Raw genomic sequence first — 21,325 nt, forward strand, 5'->3', positions numbered from 1 at the left:
GCATGAATAACTCCATGCTACCTAAGATACTAATTTTCTATTCTTCTAAAGGATTTTTAGGACCATTAAGCTCCAATTGATAAAAAGCTAAATCTAGCCATTTATTAAACTTATAACCAGCCTTTTTAATCGTCCCTGCATGAACAAATCCATAGTTTTCATGTAAGGCAATACTTTTCTCGTTTTCCGCATCAATTCCAGCAATTAAAGTCATATATTCTCTTTCTTTTGCAATTGTGATCAATGCTCTCATCAAAGAAGTTCCAATCCCACATTTTCTATATTCCTTATCAACATACACAGAATGCTCAATTGAATATTTGTAGGCAGGCCAAGCTCTAAACGGACCGAATGTCGCAAATCCTACTACTTTATTATCTAGTTCGTATACAAAAATCGGATAACCATCAGCCTTTTTTTGTTCATACCAATCTATTCTATTTTCAAGGGTTACGGGTTTATACGTATATACAGCAGTTGTATTCAGTATCGCATCATTATAAATATCTAAAATGTATATTACATCTTTTTCCGTTGCTTCCCTTATCATCGTTTTCTTCCTTTCATATACGTTCTCTTTTTAACTACCTATTTGTTACACGAACACTAGCTTTTCGAAAGCCATCATAAATGTTTAATGCAGCAGATAAAACGTAAATGAGAATACCCCCACTAATTAGCCACTTTTTAAGTTCTTCCGGAGAAATAGTGAACACATTTGCCACAAACGTAATAAATCCATCGGTAAATATGTGCGGATTTACTACAATTATAATGAATACTATCGTTCCAGCTATTTGGAGAATAGCATTCCCGATTGCCAATCTTTTTGTCCATTGTCCCTGTACTAATTTATAAAGAGATATCGCTATTTCAAAAACAATTATCATCACAACGATTGGCCAATACTGAAGTAACACATCTTGATTAAACGTTGGCGCGACAAACTTCAATCCACTTCCCGTACCACTGTATACGCCAACGAGATGATTCGCATAAAAATAAAGTGTACCCCATATTGCCGTCCACATTAACCCTCCAAAAACTTCAAACTTGGAAATTGCTTTTTTCTTCGGAATGTACGAAATGTTTTTCAAATCATCTGGCGTCCACTTTTTTAAACTTGTCGTCAACGGCTCGGTATCTTTGTTTTTATCCGTTCTTTCTAAAATAGCAAATACGAGTGTTAACCAGAAAAATACATGGAGGGCTACTTCAAAAATTTCTCCAATGCCTTTACCTATTACTTGTAAAATAACATTTAATACTGCTTGATCACCAGTATAACTTAAAAAATTTTCTGCAACCATTGCAATGAGTGCAATAACAACTGCAATTTCTTTCCGCACGAATAATATCATTTTGCTCCGATTGTATCGTCGAAACAATATCCTTTAGTTTATTATCTTTATTCTCACCTAATCGATATAGAAGAAAATCATCGGCATGCGAGACATCTTCATTTCCTTTTACATATGTATCAACAACACGTTCTAATTCTCTTTTTCGAATAGAGATATTTCGCTTTAAATAAACATCACCTTCTACTAATCCATCTGGCGATTGATAAAATGCTAGTTCATCACCGCCGGTAAATGAATAAAACATACTTGCGACAGGTGCCCGCCAATCAATTACAATTGGCTTCATCGTATCTTTATGTGAAACACCTACTTTACCGATGTAAATCGGCATAACTTCTTCCTTGCCATCCTCTTGAAAATCTAATCTACCAAAGTACGGTTCTTGTACCCCAATACGTAAGTTTTGTCTATTAGACTCCCTCATACTTTCAAGAATTTGCTCTTTAAAATCATCGCCGTAATAAACTGGAATTTTTTCAAGCTGTTCTAATTGATCATCCATCGTACGTAATGTATCTTTCATTTTTTGTAACTCTTCTTCAAAAATGTTGTTCATTTGATGATTCCCTCCTGTCCGTTCTAATTTTTCAGTCGAAATATAATTGTATTAAAAATCCAATTATAAAGTCAAGGACTTAATTTGTTTTTTCTGAAAAAACTTACTTTTCACCTTTCTAATATTGAAATTCCAATGAGATTTTTACATGATAAGAATATATAACATCTAAATCATACAACTACACATATAATAAAGTGATTTATACAAAAGCCGCTATTTTCTATTGATTAAAAGGACTTTATACTATCTAACTAAGTTCCCCTTACATACTCTCCAGCTTCTTTTCTAGTTATCTATTATTTCATTGATAAAATACCCAAGGTCACAAAAGTCAAAAATAAGAGTAAAGGAGTCTATTGAAAATGACTGCTACCAAAAGAAAAACCCTTAAGTTACATTTACTTATTTTTGTGTTCATTGTATTGGCAAGTGGCTGGATTGGCGTAATTCTAGATTCTTTTCTAACAGATCAGCCTGAAGGAAACTCTTTAGGCATGGGACTGTGGTTAATATTACCTTTCCTCTCATGTATTTTCCTTAGAGTTATTAGCCGAGATTGGAATGATTTTGGTATAAAACTAAATTTGAAGGCAAACTTTAAATGGTACTTCGTTGCGATACTAATTTACCCGTTCGTTACAGTAATAACGATAAGTTTAGCACTTATTTTTGGAGTAGCAAACATAACTAGTTTTGAAATATATTCGTTATTGTCACTCATATTCATGTCTACTATTGGTAACTTTATTAAAAATATTTTTGAAGAGTTTTCATGGCGCGGTTATTTAACCCCTAAGCTCATTGAACTAAAGTTAAACGATTGGTTTATTTATATTATTTCTGGTTTAGTTTGGTCTCTTTGGCATGCCGCTTATTATTTAGTTTTTTTACCAAATGAATATTTCGAATCTATTTCAAGGTTAAATATGCTTTTATCCGGTTGCATACTTATGGTTTCTTGGTCTATTATGTATGTTGAAATATATAGACTTACAAAGTCAGTATGGCCATGCGTTATCATGCATGCAATTGAAGATGCTGTTCCTACCGTTTTAGTTACAATAACAGGGATTATTACACTTACCAAAGGCAGTGATTTTTGGTTAAACCCTATTAGCGGAGTCGTTGCTACTATTGTATTTCTTGGAATTGGGATTGTACTAAGATCTATAAGAATTAAAAAAGAACGACAATTAAATACGAAAAACAGTCAATGATTCACATTATAAAAGCACAAAAGAGTAAGGAATTAATCCCTACTCTTTTTTTATTTTTATTCGATATGATAAACATTCATTTAAAGACGCTTGCTCTTTATATTTCCTCTCTTCAAAGTCATACGCTCCTCCTGGGAAAATCCCAACTATACTGAAACCAGCCTCTGCACATAAATTACTAATCTCATCTATCGTATAGCAACGTAAAGATTGTGTCACGATATCATTTGAAGAATCCTTTTCCCACCAGTGGTCCAGCATCCTAGCATTCTCACTATCATATTCATATTTTCGCATTGCAGAATAAATCGGCATTTCTTGTCCATTTGCTTTTTCCCAATATAATGGTTGATAAATATCAATAAGTGCACACCCATCATCTTTCAACCAATTATGGATTCGTTTTAATAAAACCAATTGTTCTTCATCTGTCCCTACACCAAATCCATCTAAATAACTAACAACATCAAACTTTTCTTCAAAGTTAATTTTATAAAAATCAGCGCAATGAATCTCAATATCACTAGTAGAATGTTCTTTAGCAAACATAACTAACTCTGGTACAAGCTCAACAGTAGTCATTTTTACATCCAAATTAGACATCGCTCTTGCAAAACCACCATTTCCAGCTCCTAGTTCTAACATCGTTTGAAATGAATATCCAATTTGTTCTTGTACTTCTTTCGCAACTTCCTGCAACCAATTTTCATTTTTTATATTATAGCTTAGTAATTCAAATTGTTTTTTATAAAATTCTTTTACATTTAATTCGTTCATTATTATTCTCCTCCTGTACGTTATTTTTCTACTACAGGTGAGAAACTAAATTTCTGATACCCATGAAAAATCCTCCTTTTGATTTCCCTACATTTACATTTTATCTAAATAATAAGAATTTTTAAAGTACCAAAAATAAAAGAGCAGATAATGGAAAATTCCAATATCTGCTCTATGGCTGCTATTATTTCCCTTGTTGATACTTCAACCAATCACCAGAAATGATAACTTTCTTTAGCATATTTTTATCTTGAGCGAGATACACATATGCCTCTATTTCCCTATCACCATCAAATACTATTTGTGTGATTCGTTCATATAAATCCGTCTCTGCATTACCTGTATATTCTTCTAGTTCGTCTAACTTATGCAATATGTCATCATTTACTTCATAAACTTCTCCATACACCTTTTCTTCATTCGAATAAGTCATCGCCGGATACCCTTCGTTTGTATCAAATAATTCCCCATACGTCCATGCTTCGTCTGCAATGCATATTGCACCTTGCATATAATGAGCATTCGTTTGCTTTTTTCTTAACGTGCCATACACAAAAACGTGATGCATTAATTCCTATCCCCTTTACATGTCACTACTTTCTAATTTGTAAATAAGCACGAATCATAAAGTAACTCACTTCATTCGGAAGTTGTTCCTTAATCGATTTCAGACCACCATCAGCATTTTGCACAGCAGTTTCAATCAGTTGTTCGTATTCTGCAGGAACAAAACTGTTCCAGTCTACTTCCATTCCATCTTCAAAACAACGAATTAAATGATTTTCAATCGTTTGTCTTGATAATCCACGTTCTTTCGCAATTTCATCTAGATTAATACCTTGTTTATACATTTCATACGTTTCCAAATGAGAATTTGCTGAAGCTTTCCCTGATTTCTTCCGTTCTGTCATCACTTCTGTTTTAATAGTTTCAGCATAGTTTGGGTTTTCCTCAATAAAGTGCTGAACTGCTTGTAAGAAGTGCGAACCATACTTCACAAGTTTGTGTTCACCAATCCCTTTCACAGTTAAAAGTTCAGAATTGCTTTGCGGCATTTTTGCGCACATATCTTTCAACGTTTGGTCAGAGAAAATAACGAATGGAGGTACCCCTTCTCCTTGCGCAATTTCTTTACGTACTTCGCGAAGTACTTCAAATAAAGGATGATCTTGAACGATTTGTCTTGTCTCTACTCGTTCTTTACGTAAAACATTCTCTTTACCAAGTAACACTTCTTTCCCTTTTTCCGTTACTTTTAGTGTCGGGTAAGTACCATGTTCAACTGCAATTAGCTCGTCTGAAATTAAAAACTCAATAAATTCACTCACTTCTTTTACACTACGATTTGATAAAAGTCCGTAAGTTGGCAAAGTATGAAAATTAAATTCAATGACTTTCTTATTTTTAGATCCAGTTAGTACTTGTGCAATCATTTGTTTACCAAATCGTTGGTTCGTCCTAATCATACAAGATAAAACCATTTGCGATTCTCTCGTCACATCGATACTTTCTCGGTCGTCTGTACAATTACCGCAGCGGCCACAATCTTCTTTTGGTTCTTCTCCAAAGTATTGCAAAATAAATGATTGTAAACATTGTTCTGTATGACAGTAGTCAGTCATATTTTGCAGTTTTTCAAGTTCGTTTGAAAAACGAGACTCTCCTGTCGATTGATCAATTAAAAAGCGTTGTACTTGTACATCTTGAGAAGAATAAAGCAATATACATGCACTATCTAATCCGTCACGGCCAGCACGTCCTGCTTCTTGGTAATAACTTTCCATATTTTTTGGAAGTTGATAATGGATAACGTAACGAATATTCGATTTATCAATACCCATCCCAAACGCAGATGTGGCTACCATTACACTCACCTCATCACGTAAAAAGAGTTCTTGTTGCTCATTTCGATCGTTATCACTCATACCGGCATGATATTTTGATACAGAAACTCCCGCTTTCATTAAATCCTCATACAACTGATCAACTACTTTTCTAGTAGCTGCATATATAATCCCAGATTCCTTTTGATTTTGACGAATATAATCCGCTAAATATGCATTACGATCTTGTCCTTTAATAACAGAAAATGATAAGTTCTCGCGCTCAAACGTTGTCATAATCGTGTTTTCTTGATTAATTCCAAGCGTGTTGCAAATATCATCACGAACTTGTGGTGTTGCCGTAGCAGTTAATGCTAATACGAGCGGTTTTTCTGGAAGATAATCTAATATACGGTGTATATGTAAATAGCTCGGACGGAAATCATGTCCCCACTGCGAAATACAGTGCGCCTCATCAATGGCAATCATCGGGATTTTCATATCGATCAGTTGGTCAACAAACTCCATTGAATCAAGTCGCTCTGGCGCTACATAAAGTAACTTATAATGGCCCTGTTTCGCTAATTGAATTCGTTGATTCGCTTCTGTAATCGAAATAGAACTATTAATATATGTAGCTGAAATACCATTTTGTACTAATGTATCTACTTGGTCTTTCATAAGTGATATTAAAGGCGATATAACTAACGTTGTTCCTTCAAATACTAATGCGGGAATTTGATAACAAATTGACTTACCACCACCTGTAGGCATAATACAGACAGTATCTTTCCCATCTAATACATTTTTAATTGTTTCATCTTGTCCTCTTCGGAATGACGAATAACCGAAATAAGACGCTAAAAGTTCTTGTGCTTTTGTAAACAAAAAAGAGTCACCTGCTTTTCTTTATCTTTCATCTACTCCTATTATATCATCTCTTATGCATCATGAAAGTGATGAATACATGACTATCAGCCTGCTTTTTCATTATTTTATGCTTCTTTACGTTTTTGAGAATGATTAACAATTATAACGAATTTCAAAATAAATACACATTTTATTAATTCTCCTTGAATACTACTAATCTTATACATATGAATTCAGGAGGTTACTATATGAAGCACCATAATATTAGTTTCATCAAACAGAAAAGCGTATCGAACCAACCCCAATTCTCAAATAATGAAGCGTGGAAATATGAATCATACTATAAGTATCTACCATTATTTTCTTATAGAAAGCTTTTTCATTTTCTTTCTCAACTTTTTAAACGTTAATACACGTGCGAAATAAATCGTTCATAATCATTTTCTCAATATGAACCTTATAGACTTAATACAATACAGTTGTTAACATATGAAATATTCTGTTTGATAACCCCCTAAGTTGACCTGCTTATATAAGTGGGTCTTTTATTATTATTATTATATATTTCATAATATTAGATGTAATTATAAATCTTATCGCCATTTTATAATCTTAATCCACTCACTACAAATGGTGATAATCACAAAAGGTAAAATATAAATGCTTAACATTTAATTATCTAATTCTTTTTTCTCAATACACAAAACGAATTTCACTTGTTACTATAAAGGTACTCCAGATGAGTTTTTGCTCATCGACATTATCTAGTGAAAGGGATCTGCCGCGGGAAGCAGGTCCCTTTCACTTTATTAAAGACTCACTTTCAATTGGACACATTTACCAGGTTTTTTTAATAGAATTTTATGATAATATTACGTAGTCGAGTCCGACATCTCGGCAATACCCTTTTGAGGCTCTGCAACTTCCCTTGCAGAGCCTCTTTTACTTTATATTCAATTTATTTATATATAACGCAATAAAATTACTCATCTTTTTCCATAGCAATTTCTGAAAATAAACGAGGACACGTAACTAATTATAAATTCCCATCATACTTTGAGTTATACATGTTCAAAGGAGTGTTACCGTTTATGTATTCTTATTGGCAATCGTATTACTCCCCCTATCATAACCATTATCTACACTTTGATACATCTGTACGTAATTACAGAATTAGTAAAAATGAGAACTTTTTAAAAGGTTATATGCGTTCCTTTTGGGAACAACATGTCGCTTGGACGAGATTAGCTATTATAAGTATTGTCTTTCATTTACCAGACGTAAACGTTACAGTTAAACGGCTTCTTCAAAATGCAACACATATGGGACTATCTCTTGAACCATTCTATGGTGAAGATGCAGTAAAAAAATATAGTGCATTAATTAAAGACCACTTAGTAATTGCAGCAGATCTTGTTAAAGCTGCAAAAGCTGGTGACCAAAACGCAGCTGTCGCTATAGAGAAAAAATGGTACGCTAACGGTGATGAAATTGTAGCGTTTCTTACTAGCATCAACCCATATATACAAAAAGAAGAATTTACACAAATGTTTTATGAACATCTAGCATTAACAAAAGCAGAAGCACTGGCATTTCTAAATAAAGATTATGAAGCAGGAGTAAAATTGTACGATAAAGTTGAAAAAGAAGCTTTAGAAATGTCCGACATGATAACAAACGCAATCGTAAAGCAATTCCCGCAAGTATTTCAATAACAATAAGCCGATTTGAAAAAACAAATCGGCTTATTGAGCTTTCTATCAATGATATTTCGTCCCCGCTCTTTACATTTAGCTTATATCGATATATTTTATTAATATCCGTTTTTTATAGGAGGAAACAGTTTGATTAACGCCATTGGTCTCGTATTTATACTTACAAATAAACATGAGAAAAGGAAGAAAGTTTATCTAAATGAAAAATTCGCATTAATAGACATTATTGATTCTAAGGAAGTAATTGATGATGAAGGGAACTCACTAGTAGAACTAACATGTAAATACAGTATATATTTAGATGAAAAATACTACTGTAAATCTCTTGATGATTATACTGGACAAGTCTTTCCCTTTTTAAGTGCTAAAATAGGAAAAGGGCTTCTCAGAAACTTAAATTATTACTTTTCTTACGTTGATGCCTATGATAAAAAACCACCCGTTAAAGAAATTAGACCACTTATGAAACAAGTAACGAACAGATAGTGAAAATACTAAAAAGAAAGCATCCCACTTCAGATGCTTTCTTTTTTATCTAGAACTCTTTAAATTCTATCCTTCTTCTAAAAATATGTATTGAGGCATACTTTAAATTAAAAACATTGGAGGATTAAAGTGAATGAAATACTCAGAAACGATAGTTAGTAAACGCCTTCGAACACTTAAAATATGTAGTATGTTTATCATGCTAGTTTTAATCGCATGGATTGGATATACAAAATTACTTTATGAAAACGGATTTCTTCAAGAAAAAAAGAATTCAATAGAAGTAATGAATACTAGCATTACAGGAGAAATAGAGCAGCTTTTTCATATAAACTTGCAAGGTTATCGAAAAACAAGCCTTGATGCTGTTATAGAAGCCAGTAAAACAGATCCCAGCGAACTATCCCTAATTGAACTAGTCAACAAATCCTGCTCGCGAGATTGCATAGGCGAACCAGTCACATATGTAAACTCAAACAATGGATATATCTTTTATAAGGAATCTAATGGAACTAATGTAGCTATAACGATTAAAAAGAAAGACACATGGTTAATTGTAAAGAAATCTGTTCAAGATGGAATATAATCACCAAAAAAAAGAGTACGTATCGTACTCCTTTTTATTATTAATACCTTTCCTCTTCATGCCTACAATGGCATTTCGCTTTTGTTTTACATAGAGTTAAAAGATTACATAAAAATAAAAAACCGTCACATGACGGCTTTTTATTTAGCAAACTATTCTTTTGTATAAAAATATTTAAGTCCTTTAGCATCTAACCACGCTGTCGCTCGATCTAATTCATTCCCTTGGCGATATGCTGTTTCAAATCTAACTAATCCTTGTTTATCTCCATATGAGATAATACGAGATTCATACCCCAGAGCATCCATCATTCCTAACATTTCTACTACTAACGCTGTACCAAATTCATACGTAACAACTTTACTAAATTTATTCACTATAATTCCAACTCCTTCTTGTTTTGTCGATTGTTCAACAGTTTGATTAGTAAACCAAACTAACGGCTTATTTCCCATTAACTTATTTAAATCACATTTTCCTATGCCAGCTACATTCCCTGTTTCTGTGTATTGCCAAATATCACATGGGTAGGCTGGTTTGTTACCACCATAACGAGGAATCCATACAAAATCACAATTGACATTTGCCATTCCAAATGGATCATACATATGATGAGCAATATATAAACCAACCTTCTTAGCTCCTAATCTGCGTAATTCATCAATAAAAGCTTGTGCACCCGCTCTCATATCGTTCATTGTTTTTACTTCTACGTCAGCTACCCAAACGGTTGCATTTTTATCACCACGGTTCCAAAAGTCTCTCGCCTCTATCCGTGCATCCTCTACTGAAACGAAACGACAGAACGCATAATTACCAAACGGAATATTTCTTGCTTTCATTGCTTGCACATAATTTTTATATAAAGGATCTACATAATTTGAACCATCTTGCACACGTGCAATTACAAAATCTAATTGTGGTGCTGCGATATCCCAGTTAATGTCGCCATTCCATTTCGAAATATCTACAATATAACCCATTATTTCACATCTCCTTTTTCATTATTATATTCAAAGCTTGTTTTTTTGCTATTATCAACTAATAAATAGTATGAAAGGTAGTGTATTATTGCGTAATATTTTAAAATTCGGCTTATGTATTGAGAAAATAAAATATTATTACAGGTTTAATAAGTAAAGACTTACAAAGCTCTAAACTATAATCAGTAGGAGGCCACAAGCAGTGCAATTCCCAGCTAATTTCTTAGCTTCATCCGAATTTTGAGGTATGAATTTTACTGCCATTAAAGCGTGATACACAAAACCACCTTTCTGACAGGTGGTTTTGTGTACTAATTTACATATACATTGTTCATATTTTTATAGTTACATAATTATTAGTTACTTAATATACTTGTTAACTAAAAATAAGACAATTTTTCGTTTTATCTCACGTACTCATAGTACCATTTACGTGCATCTAACCAAGCTGTAAATTTATCGATATTTCCGGACGGATAGCCATTCGTTATAGCATAACCAATGCCATCTTTCTGAACGACAATTTGTCCATCAATACCCGCATCTACCATAGCTTGAGCCAAATCTTGTAAATTACTAAATGCTACACCGCCAGTTTTTACTTTGAGCAAGTCCGTTGCACCTCCTCCAGTTTGTCCTGTAAGAGCAAATACAATAGAATTAGCGATTTTATCAACATTCCATTTTGCCATGTCGGATTCATTATCAATAAATCCTAATTCAATAAGAATAGCCGGTGCTTTCGTTCCATTTAATACTGCTAAATCTGTACGTTGTTTCGCACCTCGATCACGCCATCCAATATCTTTTGCTAGTTGAGCTGAGATTTTAGCCGCCAAATCTTTCTGATCATAATACAAAACCTCAACACCCTGTCCATTTCCATCACTTGCATTAAGATGAAAAGAAATAACTAAATCCACAGCATGGGAATTGCTATTCCGAATGATATTATTTAAATTTTGTGATTGAGTTGTCCCTACCTCGTCCGTATCGTCATAAACCGTGTGTCCTAGGGACCTTAACTTAGTCGCCACAGCATCTTTAACTTGCCTATCTAGAACATGTTCTTTCCGATTCCCGAAATTAGCACCTTGAACAATACTATTGTGTCCTCCGTGCAAACTATATCTGGCCATTATTTATCAACATCTCCTTTCTTAATATCATATTCAAAACTTGTCTTATTGCTATTCCCACTTACAATCTTAACTGTACCCATACATCCTACATTTTCTAAAAGTGAAGGCAATTCGTTTTCGTTATAAAAAGTGGTGACACGAACAAAAAGCATCACCTTTTTGGCGATGCTTAAAAACTCTATTTTACGTTTTAATTCCCTAAAAACAGTTTAAGCTCATAGTGACCGAAACTATACTTATATTTCCTCCTCTTCCTTCACTGCCTCTTTCAACCTCTGCAACATATATCCAATTCCTTTACATCCTTCTAACGGATATGTAATCATTTCTTCTGGATATAGCTTTGTTACTACTTTTTTATGCTTTTTCCCTGCAAGTAAGACGATTTCGTCAAACTGTAGTAAACTTTTATCTACCATCTGTTTTTGTAATTGCTCTATACTTATTACCTTATCGCTCTTTGAATCAAACGCAAGATCATAGTTTTCTAGTACAATATCATTTGGCCTTAAAAATCCATGCTTCGCTGATAATATAACCCAATTCTCGAAAAACATAGTTGCATACGATTGACATGCTTTTCCGAACGGGCTAATATATACATCTTTTGCTTCCATTGGTCCATAACCTGGATACTTATCCCAAATTTTCTTCTTTCCGCATGGAATTATGCATAACCTTCTCATATATTTCTTACCTCTTCTCCTGCATAAGTAAAGTTAATTATTTTATACATTTTGCCCTCAACATGCTATATAATGATATTAAATATAAAAATTACATCTTTTACCATATAGCCATCTTTTTTACTAATAATTCACTTTTTTAAGATTTGAACCCCCATTACCCTATTTAAACATAGTACCCCTTGTAAATATTATAATACTATAAACAATAGTATATTTACTTTTCAAAGCCCTTAATAATAATTAAAGTATATAAATAACCAAATAGGATATCTTTAGAAGGAGGTGAACAAATGAAAAATATACTCCCTGCACTAGTACTCTATATTATTGTTTGCGTAATCGCTATGATTGCTCCAGCATCTCAAAGTTATAATCATGCGGGCTGGAAGTTGTTTGTTGGGCAAGCGTATGCTATACCTATTTTTCTCATTACAGCTATTATTACATTTTATATAAACAAGAAAAAATCTACGAATAAACAGTTATAAGGATAGCGAATGCTATTCTTATTTTAATTCATTGATCACATCCAAAATAACACTTGCAGTACTTTCTATCCTTTCTTCCGAAAAATCAAACGTGACACCTGTTTTTTCATATATTTCTTGTATAGATAAATTCCAATCTGCACTCGCACCTTCTTTAAAGAAAGCAATCGCTTTTTCTGGGTCTTCCCAGTAAATTTGAAACAATTGCATTGCTCCTATTTGTGCAATTGCATATTCAATTTTATAAAAAGGAAACTGAACATAGTGAAATGACTCTATCCAGCTTGCACCGATTTCATCCTCTAATCCTGCAAGGTCGACTGTTGAATATTGATATCTTTTGCATAGTTCGGCGTGTTTCTTATCACGTTCTTCTGGTGTATGGTTTGGATTCGCATAGATCCAGTGCTGGAATACATCTCCTGCAATTGACGACATTAATAAAGACAAAGCACGATATATTTGTAGGCGTTGCACTTCTTTATATTCATCCTCTTGCTTATAAAAAACATTCAGCTTATCCATTACTAATAACTCAAGACTGAGGGAATAAAGTTCAGCCACCTCTTCGCGCAGATATCTTTCCTGCATACTACTATCGTTTTTAAATTGTTTATAAAAATGAAATGCATGCCCCACTTCATGTATAAGTGCATTAATTGCATAAAATGAAGGACTAAAATTAGAATACACAAAAACCTCTTTACTATGAGGCAAGGTAAAACAAATAGCTCCTGGTGCTTTATTTTCACGTTCTTCTACGTCAATGCATCCAGCTTTCCTTATATGAATAAATTTCTCATAAAAATATAAATCTGTCTTTCGAAATATTTCTTCCACACCATTTAATAAATCAATCACATTTTGGAATGGGACTTTTGGTAAATTACATGGAGAAAGATCCCAAGGGCGATACGTTTTTACACCGAGATTCTTTTTAGAAATACTCCCCAACTGTTTCCAAATTGGTACAACATACTTTTCTATAGATTCATGGAGCTTATAGCAATCATCAATACTGTAATCTCTGTTTTTTTGTTTAAAAGCATATTCACTATAATTATTAAACCCTGCATTTAAAGCTATCTCATTCCGCAATTGTATAAGTGCATTCATAATACGATCCACTTCTGGTTTCACTGCACTCCTTGCTTCACATAAAGCGTACCAAGCTTTTTCGCGAATAGCTCTATTTGGGTTATCTAGCTTTGCTTTAACGTGTGCATACGTCTTTTGCTCGCCTTCCCAATTCATTGTTATGTTAGACATTATTTCTCTATACTTCGTAATGCACTCTTGCTCTTTAATAGAAAGAGCAATGTTTTTTTCATTAAACATTTTACTCTTTACAAATCTTGCTTTTTTCATAAATGCATATTTTCGCTCGTCTAATAAGTTAGAAAACGGACACTCTATAAATTTTTGGTCAAACTTTGCATTGTATCTTTTTAAAAGTGGTTGAATTGTATTTTGATTATACATATGTAAATCACGCATATTTCTGTTACCTGTATCTCTATACGTGGCGATTAAACTACTTGTTATCTTCTCTTCTATTTCAGCGTTTACACGCAATTCATCGAAAAGCCAATTTTCTAATTCTAAAACAGAAGTAATATTTCGCTCTAAAAGTGACTGTAATTTACTCTCCAAATCATTAAACATACACAACTCTCCTTTTAAAAATCTAATTTTCTGTTTTTTAGAGAAAGAAAAAGACAAGTAGCCAATCTGACTACTTGTCTTTTTGTTAAATCATACTCAATAATATTACGCTTGGAATGCTTCTGTTAATACTGGTACGATTTGTTTTTTACGAGATACTACACCTTTTAATGTAGCAGTATTGTTTTCTAGAGATACGTTGTATGCTTTCTCAACAATGTTTGCTGCTTTACCGATCGCAAGACCGACAGAATCATTAGTTAAGATATCAGTTACAACGAATAAGAATAGGTCTAAACCTTTTTCTTCTACTACTGCAGAGATAACTTTTTCAAGTTCAGCTTGGTGTACAAGAACGTCATTTGTATCAACAGCGTTTACTTGTGCGATTTCAACTTTCGCATTACCCATTTGGAATTCTTTAGCGTCAAGAGAGATTAATTGCTCCATTGTTTTTCCGCTTAAGTCAGCACCAGCTTTTAACATTTCTAAGCCGTATTTGTCAGCATCTACACCAGCGATTTCCGCTAATTCACGAGCTGCTGCTACGTCTTGCTCTGTGCAAGTTGGAGATTTGAATAGTAAAGAATCTGAAATGATTGCAGATAACATTAAACCTGCAACTTCTTTACGAATTGTAATGCCGTTTTCTTTGTACATCTTGTTTAAAATTGTAGCTGTACAACCAACTGGCTCACAACGGTAGTAAATAGGATCGCTTGTTTCAAAGTTAGCAATACGGTGATGGTCAATAACTTCTAACACACGAACAGATTCGATATCGTTAGCACTTTGTTGACGCTCGTTATGGTCAACTAAAATAACGTTGTCCACTTCGTTTGCTACTGTCTCAACAAAACGCGGTCCTTCTACTTTAAAATAGTCTAACGCAAATTGAGTTTCACCGCTGATTTCGCCTAAACGTACAGGCTCAGCATTCATTCCTAATTCTTTTTTCAATTCTGCATAAGCAATTGCAGAACAAATTGCATCTGTATCTGGGTTTTTATGCCCGAAAACTAGTACTTTTTCCATGTTTTCCACCTCTTCATGAAAAGGATATCTTAAAGAAGCAAATATGACAATATTTAAAGCATAATTTTTTATAAATAATTGCACTTTCTTCTATATTTTTCATCGTTTTTCGTAAAAAAGATCATCTAAAATGAATTAGATGATCGAAATGTATACTTTATTTAAAATAAAGTAGGAACTTGCACTACATGATTTAGCACGTTATTTGATGCTAAACCGTTATTTACAAGGTTAACATCTATAACTTGATAAAATGCATTTCCAGTATCTGCGATTTCCCACACAGCTAAAATAAGGTGATATCCATTTCTATCAGTTGGCACATTTGCTTCATGTGTTACGGAAGTTCCAGGTCTAGCTCCTCCATCATTTTTTACATAGAAAGGCACTAAATCTAAATCAGACCTCGTTAAAGGCTTATTCGGATTCCAATCTTTCTTCGTAATATAATATTTCCACTCTTTCGTACTATGAGGAGCCGTTAGTTTCCACTTGAATGTATTCGTCCCACCGTTTAACGTAACTTTCTTCCACCTATCTACAGTCTGTACATCTAAAGCAGGGAAATGGCCAGCTCCTGCGATTTGACCATCCAAAGGTCCTAATTGCGGGAATCCACCTATTCCTTCTACACTTTGCGGCTCATATTGAATCGGACCGCAGTTTACATTTACCCCTTGCTTACATAAATAAGAACGGCTCGCTGGTGATTCTACGTATCCATGAGCTGAAGCTTTTTCTGAAAAACCGAAAGTTAACAATCCTGTAAGTAATATCCCACCACTTAATATAACTTTCTTCACCTTCTGTAAACCTTTCGTTTTCATCTCGTCATCCCCTTTCCCATAATAAAGCGAAAATAACTATAGTTGCCTAGTCATCTTCTCTACATCCATTATAAGTCGAGGAACATTACGAAAAGAACCCTCTAAAAACTTTCTCAAATTCAATTAGCACATTAATTAAATTCAAATAACACCGCTAGAGAAATATAGACGGTGTTAAAAATCAAACTTTATTATTTTAAGCATGACAGCATTTTAATCATCACTTATAAAAATTTATAATAAATAACTGTTGCATCTAAATTACCATTTGGAGAAATTGCGTATTCTGGTATTTTTCCAGCTTCTTGATAATCTAATGATTTATACAATTTATTCGAAGGATCTCCTTCTCTAGTATCTAGCACTAAAAGAGTCCTGTTTTCTTGCTTCGCTCGTTCCTCTGCTTTGCGCATAAGTGAACGTCCAATGCCATTACGTCTAAAGTTTGGATGAGTCATTAACTTACAAATTTCAGCTCTATGAATCCCATTAGGCTTTGTAACGAAATGTAATTGAATACTCCCTGCCACTTCATTATTTATTTTAGCAACATATAAGATCACTTCTGGTGCTAAAACAGTCTCCCAATATTTCGCTGATTCTTTTTGATCCAGTGGAGGTAAAAAACCAATTGACGCCCCATCATTTACAACCGTTTTCAAAAGTTCAGAAAGCTCTTCCATATCATCATTTATTTTCTTAATCTCTTCAATTACTAAATTTTGCATTACTAATCCCCCTTTTGTTTCATTGTACCAATTTTTAAAGGAGGAATAATGATATACTAAGATGAAATTCTTTAAAACATGATTTTTTAGGGAAAGGATAACGATATGAAATATATAGTAGATAGAACATATGCAAAAGAATTACTCGAATGGGCATATGAACAAAACCCCGGTCCTTGGTTTGAACATTCAATAAATGTTGCTCAGGCAACTGAAAACATAATTATAGAACTTATTAAAAATGGGTATAACCTAGATGCTGATATAGCATATAATGCTGCCCTTTTGCATGATATCGGAAGATACAAAGGTTTTACCAAATCGGTCATTCATTCCTACGATGGTTATATGTATATGAATGATTTAGGGTATACAGGAAACGCTGTTATTTGTGTTACACACTCATTCCCATGCAAAAATGAACATATAGATATCGCAGCGGAGTGGAGTCTCGTTCCTGATCATATGAGAATCCAGTTAGTTGAAATATTGAATGAACATTGTAACTACGATTTATACAATAAAGTAATTACTCTTTGTGATGCTCTTGCTGACGCGGATGGTTTTACTACGCTGGAAAGAAGATTGATTTCCGTTGGTTTACGTCACGGTACAACGTCTCATACATCATTACATTGGAAAGGGTTTTATGCAATTAAGAAAGAATTAGAAGCTTTAATCGGTAAAAGCATATACACAGTTCTTCCTGATGTAGAGAATTCGATTTATGAAGATATAAAATATTAAAGTGAATACAAATGTAATTTCACATAAAAAACGTTTTAAACATAAAGTTTAAAACGTTTTTTTCTATTCAATGCTTATGATTTTTCAGTTCTGTTAAACACTCTTGCACTAAAGTTACCGCTTGACTCATTGCAGCTCCACCAGCAAATGCTGCTGATACACCACACGCTTCCAGAATTTCTTTATCTGAACACCCTTGATCAAGACACCCTTTTGTATGATAAACGGTACAATATTCATCTTGCGTTGCTAGACTAATTCCTAATGCAATAAGTTGTTTTTCTCTTTTTGTTAAAGAACCCTCTTGAAAACAAGCTTGCGTGAATGCATTATATGTTTCAGCAATTTCAGGAATTTGGTTTGTAAAACTACCGATTCCTTCTTTATAATGATGTAGAACGTCATTTACTGAACTATGATGTTGTTCGTGTTCCATCTTATTATTACCCCCATTCAAATTATCTGTACCTACTGTAGTATGTGATGAAAAGAAGGCAATATACCTCATTCAATAGAGTGAATGTTCAGTTTATTTAAACTACAGCTTCAGACTATCATCCACTACCTCTTGTTCTTTAACATTTTTTCTTTGAACCTCTTTACTTCTTTCTTCCCAAAATGTTAAACCTTCAATTCCTACATTTTTAGGATCAAATACTGGATCTTTCCCTTCTTTTTTCTGCGCTTCATAATCTTTTAACACTTTTAATGCGATTTTACTTAATAGTAGAATCGCAATTAAGTTTAACCATGCCATACTACCAATTCCTAAATCCCCAAGATTCCATAAAAGCGACGCTGATTCTATGCTACCGATGTAAACCATAATTAAAAATCCAATTTTCAAAACTGGTTTTAACCAGCTATATTTAAGCTCACGATCTAAATAAGTAAGTGTCGTTTCAGCGATATAGTAGTATGCGAGTAAAGTTGTAAATGCGAAGAAGAAGATTGCGATTGAAATGAATAATGGACCAAACCCAGTCATAACAGTTTCAACTGCTTGTTGTGTATAGATTGGACCAGCATCAACATTCCCTATATTTTTTACAATAGCGCTTTTCCCTTCCGGTATAACATTATACATACCTGTTATTAAAATCATAAGAGCTGTCGCTGTACATACGATAATTGTATCAATGTATACAGAAAAGGCTTGAACTAACCCTTGTTTTGCTGGGTGAGATACTTCAGCCGCAGCAGAGCTATACGTCGCTTCTCCAACGCCAGCTACATTTGAAAATACAGCGCGCTTTACGCCCCATGCAATTGCTGCACCGACGATTCCACCAAACATTTCATTTATACCGAAAGCACTAGAGAAAATTAAAGCGAACATACTTGGAATTTCCGTTACATTCGCAATTAATACGATACATGTAACAATTACATATCCAATTGCCATAAATGGAACGAGCATTTGTGAAACGCCCGCAATTCTCTTTACGCCACCAAAAATGATTGCCGCTAATAATATGACTAACAATATACCAGTTATATATTTGCTAATACCATTAGAGTTTTCGAATCCAACTGCGATACTACTAGATTGAATACCTGGTAATAAAACACCATATGAAAGTGTTACAACGACTGCCACAATGATTGCAAACCATTTCATTTTCAATCCTTTTTCAATGAAATATGGTGTACCACCGCGATATTCATTTCCAACTTTACTTTTATATACTTGAGATAATGTTGATTCAACAAATGCACTAGCTGCTCCTAAAAGAGCCATTACCCACATCCAAAATACAGCTCCAGGCCCGCCGAAAGCGATAGCTGTTGCGACCCCTGCAATATTACCTATTCCGACCCTACCTGATAAGGCTAAACAAAATGCTTGAAAGGATGAAATTCCCGTCTCCGAGCTCTTCCCTTCAAATAATAGTTTAATCATCTCTTTAAAATAACGAATTTGTAGAAAACGAGTTGCAATAGTAAAATACACCCCTGCCCCTAATGCGAAAATAACTAGCCCTATACTCCATACTTGCCCTACTAACCACTCTACTAATTGCTCCATCCAAATCCCCCTTATCATTCTTTAGAACACTATTTTATATATAAGAAAACGGACAACTATTATTAAAACTTCCAGTTGTCCGTCTATCTCATTATTTCATCTCTCTATTACTTTATATTTACCCAAACACTTTTCACTTCTGTGTAATTATCAAGCGCATATGAACCTAACTCACGGCCGATACCAGATTGTTTAAATCCACCAAATGGTGCCGCTGCATTTTCTAAGTTATAATCATTAATCCATACCGTTCCTGCCTTTAATTTATTGGCAACTTGATGTCCTGTTTTAATATTTTGTGTCCATACGCCTGCAGCGAGTCCGTAAGAAGAGCGATTTGCTCTTTCGATTACTTCTTCCGTTGAATCAAATGGAAGTACAACGACAACTGGACCGAAGATTTCTTCCTTAACTATCGTCATATCGTCAGTAACATCTATGAATACTGTTGGCTGTACAAAATAACCTTTTTCAAATGCACGTTCACCACCAGCAGCAACAGTCGCGCCTTCAGCTTTTCCTTGTTCAATGTAATGTAGTACACGCTCTTGTTGCTTTTTAGATACGAGAGGACCCATTTCCGTTTCCTTCTCCATACCTGCTCCAAGTTTCACGTTATTCGCCATTTTTACTAGTTCATTTACGACTGTTTCGTAATGTTTTCGGTGAACGAACACGCGAGATCCAGCACTACAATTTTGGCCGTGATTATACATAATACCTTGGAATGCACCGTTAATCGCTTCTTCTAAATCAGCATCTTCTAAAATGATATTTGGTGATTTACCACCAAGTTCTAACGTTACATGTTTAATTGTTTCTGCAGATTGACGCATAATATATTTTCCTGTAACTGTTGAACCTGTGAAGGCTACCTTATCAATATCATAATGGTTTACAATTGCAGCTCCCGCTTCAGGGCCGAAACCTGGCACAAAGTTTACAACACCATCTGGAAAACCTGCTTCTTTAAAAAGTTTCGCTGTATATAATAACGATAAAGGAGTTTGTTCTGCTGGTTTTAATACGATCGTACAACCTGTTGCTAGTGCAGCTCCCATTTTCCAAGAAGACATAACGAGCGGAAAATTCCAAGGAATAATTTGACCTACAACGCCAACAGGTTCATGGCGTGTGTAATTTAAATAATCTTTTGAAATCGGAATGGTTTGCCCGATAATTTTCGTAGCCCATCCCGCATAATAGCGATAATTTTCTACAGTCGCTGCAATATCATCATCCAGTGCTACTTGATATGGCTTCCCATTATCTAAAGCTTCTAACTGTGCTAATTCTTCTCCATGCTCTTCTATTAAGTCTGCTAATTTATAAATAAGATGTGCTCTTTCAGCAGTAGTCATTTCTGCCCAAGGTCCTGATTCAAATGCAGATCGTGCCGCTTTTACTGCGACATCGATATCCTCTTCTTGTGCTTCGTATACGACCGCTAAAACATCTTCTGTTGCTGGATTGTATGTTTCAAACGTCTTCCCGCTAATTGAAGGAACAAATTCACCATTAATAAACATTTTAATTTCTTCATTTAAAAACGCTTTCACTTTTGGTTTTAGTTCAATGTTTTTCGTTAACATATA

At 34.1% G+C, this 21,325-nt stretch carries 20 protein-coding genes and 2 pseudogenes; 6 read left to right on the forward strand and 16 right to left on the reverse strand.

From position 1 onward, the window contains the following. Positions 1 to 37: 37 nt before the first annotated feature. The 3 genes and pseudogenes from NST14_RS14190 to NST14_RS14200 form a co-directional block, all read right to left on the reverse strand. Positions 38 to 550, reverse strand: coding sequence for a GNAT family N-acetyltransferase (locus NST14_RS14190; protein ID WP_000617502.1), 513 nt, complete (start codon positions 548 to 550; stop codon positions 38 to 40). Positions 551 to 584: 34 nt separating this feature from the next. After that, positions 585 to 1,337: pseudogene (locus NST14_RS14195) on the reverse strand (hypothetical protein); the annotation flags it as partial. Next, positions 1,336 to 1,920, reverse strand: a pseudogene (locus NST14_RS14200) (HelD family protein); the annotation flags it as partial. The pseudogenes NST14_RS14195 and NST14_RS14200, both read right to left, overlap by 2 nt. Before the next feature lie 365 nt (positions 1,921 to 2,285). On the opposite strand from NST14_RS14200, the gene NST14_RS14205 reads away from it, so the two are divergent. Further along, positions 2,286 to 3,140: a CPBP family glutamic-type intramembrane protease gene (locus NST14_RS14205; protein ID WP_000127497.1), complete on the forward strand. Its 855-nt coding sequence runs from the start codon at positions 2,286 to 2,288 to the stop codon at positions 3,138 to 3,140. Between the two features lie 39 nt (positions 3,141 to 3,179). Here NST14_RS14205 and NST14_RS14210 read toward each other — a convergent pair whose 3' ends face one another. The 3 genes from NST14_RS14210 to recQ all read right to left on the reverse strand — a co-directional run bounded on the left by NST14_RS14210 (position 3,180) and on the right by recQ (position 6,628). Further along, positions 3,180 to 3,917: an SAM-dependent methyltransferase gene (locus NST14_RS14210; protein ID WP_001004313.1), complete on the reverse strand. Its 738-nt coding sequence runs from the start codon at positions 3,915 to 3,917 to the stop codon at positions 3,180 to 3,182. Positions 3,918 to 4,101: 184 nt separating this feature from the next. Beyond that, positions 4,102 to 4,485: a gamma-glutamylcyclotransferase family protein gene (locus NST14_RS14215; protein WP_000546576.1), complete on the reverse strand. Its 384-nt coding sequence runs from the start codon at positions 4,483 to 4,485 to the stop codon at positions 4,102 to 4,104. A 25-nt stretch (positions 4,486 to 4,510) separates the two neighbouring features. Further along, complete coding sequence (gene recQ / locus NST14_RS14220; RefSeq protein ID WP_073541734.1) at positions 4,511 to 6,628, reverse strand: DNA helicase RecQ; 2,118 nt, start codon at positions 6,626 to 6,628, stop codon at positions 4,511 to 4,513. 1,073 nt (positions 6,629 to 7,701) lie between these two features. On the opposite strand from recQ, the gene NST14_RS14225 reads away from it, so the two are divergent. From NST14_RS14225 to NST14_RS14235, 3 genes are all read left to right on the forward strand, one after another. Then, the gene (locus NST14_RS14225) at positions 7,702 to 8,325 is read left to right on the forward strand and encodes a hypothetical protein (protein WP_000287702.1); all 624 of its coding nucleotides are present in this window, start codon (positions 7,702 to 7,704) and stop codon (positions 8,323 to 8,325) included. 129 nt (positions 8,326 to 8,454) lie between these two features. Next, complete coding sequence (locus NST14_RS14230) at positions 8,455 to 8,811, forward strand: hypothetical protein (RefSeq protein ID WP_048557931.1); 357 nt, start codon at positions 8,455 to 8,457, stop codon at positions 8,809 to 8,811. Positions 8,812 to 8,944: 133 nt separating this feature from the next. Further along, on the forward strand, positions 8,945 to 9,397 hold the full coding sequence (locus tag NST14_RS14235) for a hypothetical protein (protein WP_000877581.1): 453 nt from the start codon (positions 8,945 to 8,947) through the stop codon (positions 9,395 to 9,397). Between the two features lie 152 nt (positions 9,398 to 9,549). Here NST14_RS14235 and NST14_RS14240 read toward each other — a convergent pair whose 3' ends face one another. From NST14_RS14240 to NST14_RS14250, 3 genes are all read right to left on the reverse strand, one after another. Next, positions 9,550 to 10,380, reverse strand: a complete 831-nt coding sequence (locus NST14_RS14240) for a GH25 family lysozyme (protein ID WP_000540610.1) — start codon at positions 10,378 to 10,380, stop codon at positions 9,550 to 9,552. Positions 10,381 to 10,784: 404 nt separating this feature from the next. Beyond that, entirely contained in the window at positions 10,785 to 11,519 is a 735-nt protein-coding gene (locus NST14_RS14245) for an N-acetylmuramoyl-L-alanine amidase (RefSeq protein ID WP_000135297.1), read from the reverse strand. Positions 11,520 to 11,758: 239 nt separating this feature from the next. After that, positions 11,759 to 12,208: a DUF6884 domain-containing protein gene (locus NST14_RS14250; RefSeq protein ID WP_001253260.1), complete on the reverse strand. Its 450-nt coding sequence runs from the start codon at positions 12,206 to 12,208 to the stop codon at positions 11,759 to 11,761. 293 nt (positions 12,209 to 12,501) lie between these two features. Between NST14_RS14250 and NST14_RS14255 the strand changes: the two genes are divergently transcribed. After that, the gene (locus NST14_RS14255; protein ID WP_000789869.1) at positions 12,502 to 12,699 is read left to right on the forward strand and encodes a DUF4017 family protein; all 198 of its coding nucleotides are present in this window, start codon (positions 12,502 to 12,504) and stop codon (positions 12,697 to 12,699) included. 18 nt (positions 12,700 to 12,717) lie between these two features. Here the strand turns inward: NST14_RS14255 and NST14_RS14260 are convergent, their stop codons facing one another. From NST14_RS14260 to NST14_RS14275, 4 genes are all read right to left on the reverse strand, one after another. After that, entirely contained in the window at positions 12,718 to 14,364 is a 1,647-nt protein-coding gene (locus tag NST14_RS14260; protein WP_048557932.1) for a M3 family oligoendopeptidase, read from the reverse strand. A 105-nt stretch (positions 14,365 to 14,469) separates the two neighbouring features. Beyond that, positions 14,470 to 15,399 (reverse strand): manganese-dependent inorganic pyrophosphatase, encoded by a 930-nt coding sequence (gene ppaC, locus NST14_RS14265; protein WP_000416843.1) that lies wholly within the window; start codon positions 15,397 to 15,399, stop codon positions 14,470 to 14,472. A 161-nt stretch (positions 15,400 to 15,560) separates the two neighbouring features. Further along, positions 15,561 to 16,226 carry a lytic polysaccharide monooxygenase gene (locus NST14_RS14270; protein ID WP_048557933.1) on the reverse strand — a complete coding sequence of 222 codons (666 nt, stop codon included), beginning with the start codon at positions 16,224 to 16,226 and terminating at the stop codon, positions 15,561 to 15,563. Positions 16,227 to 16,450: 224 nt separating this feature from the next. Beyond that, positions 16,451 to 16,954: a GNAT family N-acetyltransferase gene (locus NST14_RS14275; RefSeq protein WP_001180575.1), complete on the reverse strand. Its 504-nt coding sequence runs from the start codon at positions 16,952 to 16,954 to the stop codon at positions 16,451 to 16,453. A gap of 105 nt (positions 16,955 to 17,059) precedes the next feature. Here NST14_RS14275 and NST14_RS14280 point away from each other — a divergent pair, with 105 nt between their 5' ends. Next, positions 17,060 to 17,701, forward strand: a complete 642-nt coding sequence (locus NST14_RS14280; protein ID WP_000875266.1) for an HD domain-containing protein — start codon at positions 17,060 to 17,062, stop codon at positions 17,699 to 17,701. A gap of 67 nt (positions 17,702 to 17,768) precedes the next feature. Here NST14_RS14280 and NST14_RS14285 read toward each other — a convergent pair whose 3' ends face one another. The 3 genes from NST14_RS14285 to NST14_RS14295 form a co-directional block, all read right to left on the reverse strand. Then, positions 17,769 to 18,209, reverse strand: coding sequence for a carboxymuconolactone decarboxylase (locus NST14_RS14285; protein WP_162837244.1), 441 nt, complete (start codon positions 18,207 to 18,209; stop codon positions 17,769 to 17,771). Positions 18,210 to 18,239: 30 nt separating this feature from the next. Then, entirely contained in the window at positions 18,240 to 19,730 is a 1,491-nt protein-coding gene (locus NST14_RS14290) for an alanine/glycine:cation symporter family protein (protein WP_000436985.1), read from the reverse strand. Between the two features lie 107 nt (positions 19,731 to 19,837). After that, the gene (locus NST14_RS14295) at positions 19,838 to 21,322 is read right to left on the reverse strand and encodes an aldehyde dehydrogenase family protein (RefSeq protein WP_193635932.1); all 1,485 of its coding nucleotides are present in this window, start codon (positions 21,320 to 21,322) and stop codon (positions 19,838 to 19,840) included. Positions 21,323 to 21,325: the final 3 nt, after the last annotated feature.

This window comes from Bacillus sp. FSL W8-0519 (genome assembly GCF_038005585.1).
Lineage (GTDB): Bacteria > Bacillota > Bacilli > Bacillales > Bacillaceae_G > Bacillus_A > Bacillus_A paranthracis.

What these genes read in the sequence shown, in the direction of transcription:
- NST14_RS14275 (WP_001180575.1), bottom strand. Translation starts at nt 16,954, where the DNA reads ATGCAAAATTTAGTAATTGAAGAGATTAAGAAAATAAATGATGATATG.
- NST14_RS14260 (WP_048557932.1), bottom strand. Translation starts at nt 14,364, where the DNA reads ATGTTTAATGATTTGGAGAGTAAATTACAGTCACTTTTAGAGCGAAAT.
- NST14_RS14250 (WP_001253260.1), bottom strand. Translation starts at nt 12,208, where the DNA reads ATGAGAAGGTTATGCATAATTCCATGCGGAAAGAAGAAAATTTGGGAT.
- NST14_RS14280 (WP_000875266.1), top strand. Translation starts at nt 17,060, where the DNA reads ATGAAATATATAGTAGATAGAACATATGCAAAAGAATTACTCGAATGG.
- NST14_RS14190 (WP_000617502.1), bottom strand. Translation starts at nt 550, where the DNA reads ATGATAAGGGAAGCAACGGAAAAAGATGTAATATACATTTTAGATATT.
- NST14_RS14285 (WP_162837244.1), bottom strand. Translation starts at nt 18,209, where the DNA reads ATGAGGTATATTGCCTTCTTTTCATCACATACTACAGTAGGTACAGAT.
- NST14_RS14205 (WP_000127497.1), top strand. Translation starts at nt 2,286, where the DNA reads ATGACTGCTACCAAAAGAAAAACCCTTAAGTTACATTTACTTATTTTT.
- NST14_RS14295 (WP_193635932.1), bottom strand. Translation starts at nt 21,322, where the DNA reads ATGTTAACGAAAAACATTGAACTAAAACCAAAAGTGAAAGCGTTTTTA.
- NST14_RS14290 (WP_000436985.1), bottom strand. Translation starts at nt 19,730, where the DNA reads ATGGAGCAATTAGTAGAGTGGTTAGTAGGGCAAGTATGGAGTATAGGG.
- ppaC (WP_000416843.1), bottom strand. Translation starts at nt 15,399, where the DNA reads ATGGAAAAAGTACTAGTTTTCGGGCATAAAAACCCAGATACAGATGCA.
- NST14_RS14255 (WP_000789869.1), top strand. Translation starts at nt 12,502, where the DNA reads ATGAAAAATATACTCCCTGCACTAGTACTCTATATTATTGTTTGCGTA.
- NST14_RS14270 (WP_048557933.1), bottom strand. Translation starts at nt 16,226, where the DNA reads ATGAAAACGAAAGGTTTACAGAAGGTGAAGAAAGTTATATTAAGTGGT.
- NST14_RS14240 (WP_000540610.1), bottom strand. Translation starts at nt 10,380, where the DNA reads ATGGGTTATATTGTAGATATTTCGAAATGGAATGGCGACATTAACTGG.
- NST14_RS14235 (WP_000877581.1), top strand. Translation starts at nt 8,945, where the DNA reads ATGAAATACTCAGAAACGATAGTTAGTAAACGCCTTCGAACACTTAAA.
- NST14_RS14210 (WP_001004313.1), bottom strand. Translation starts at nt 3,917, where the DNA reads ATGAACGAATTAAATGTAAAAGAATTTTATAAAAAACAATTTGAATTA.
- NST14_RS14225 (WP_000287702.1), top strand. Translation starts at nt 7,702, where the DNA reads ATGTATTCTTATTGGCAATCGTATTACTCCCCCTATCATAACCATTAT.
- NST14_RS14215 (WP_000546576.1), bottom strand. Translation starts at nt 4,485, where the DNA reads ATGCATCACGTTTTTGTGTATGGCACGTTAAGAAAAAAGCAAACGAAT.
- NST14_RS14245 (WP_000135297.1), bottom strand. Translation starts at nt 11,519, where the DNA reads ATGGCCAGATATAGTTTGCACGGAGGACACAATAGTATTGTTCAAGGT.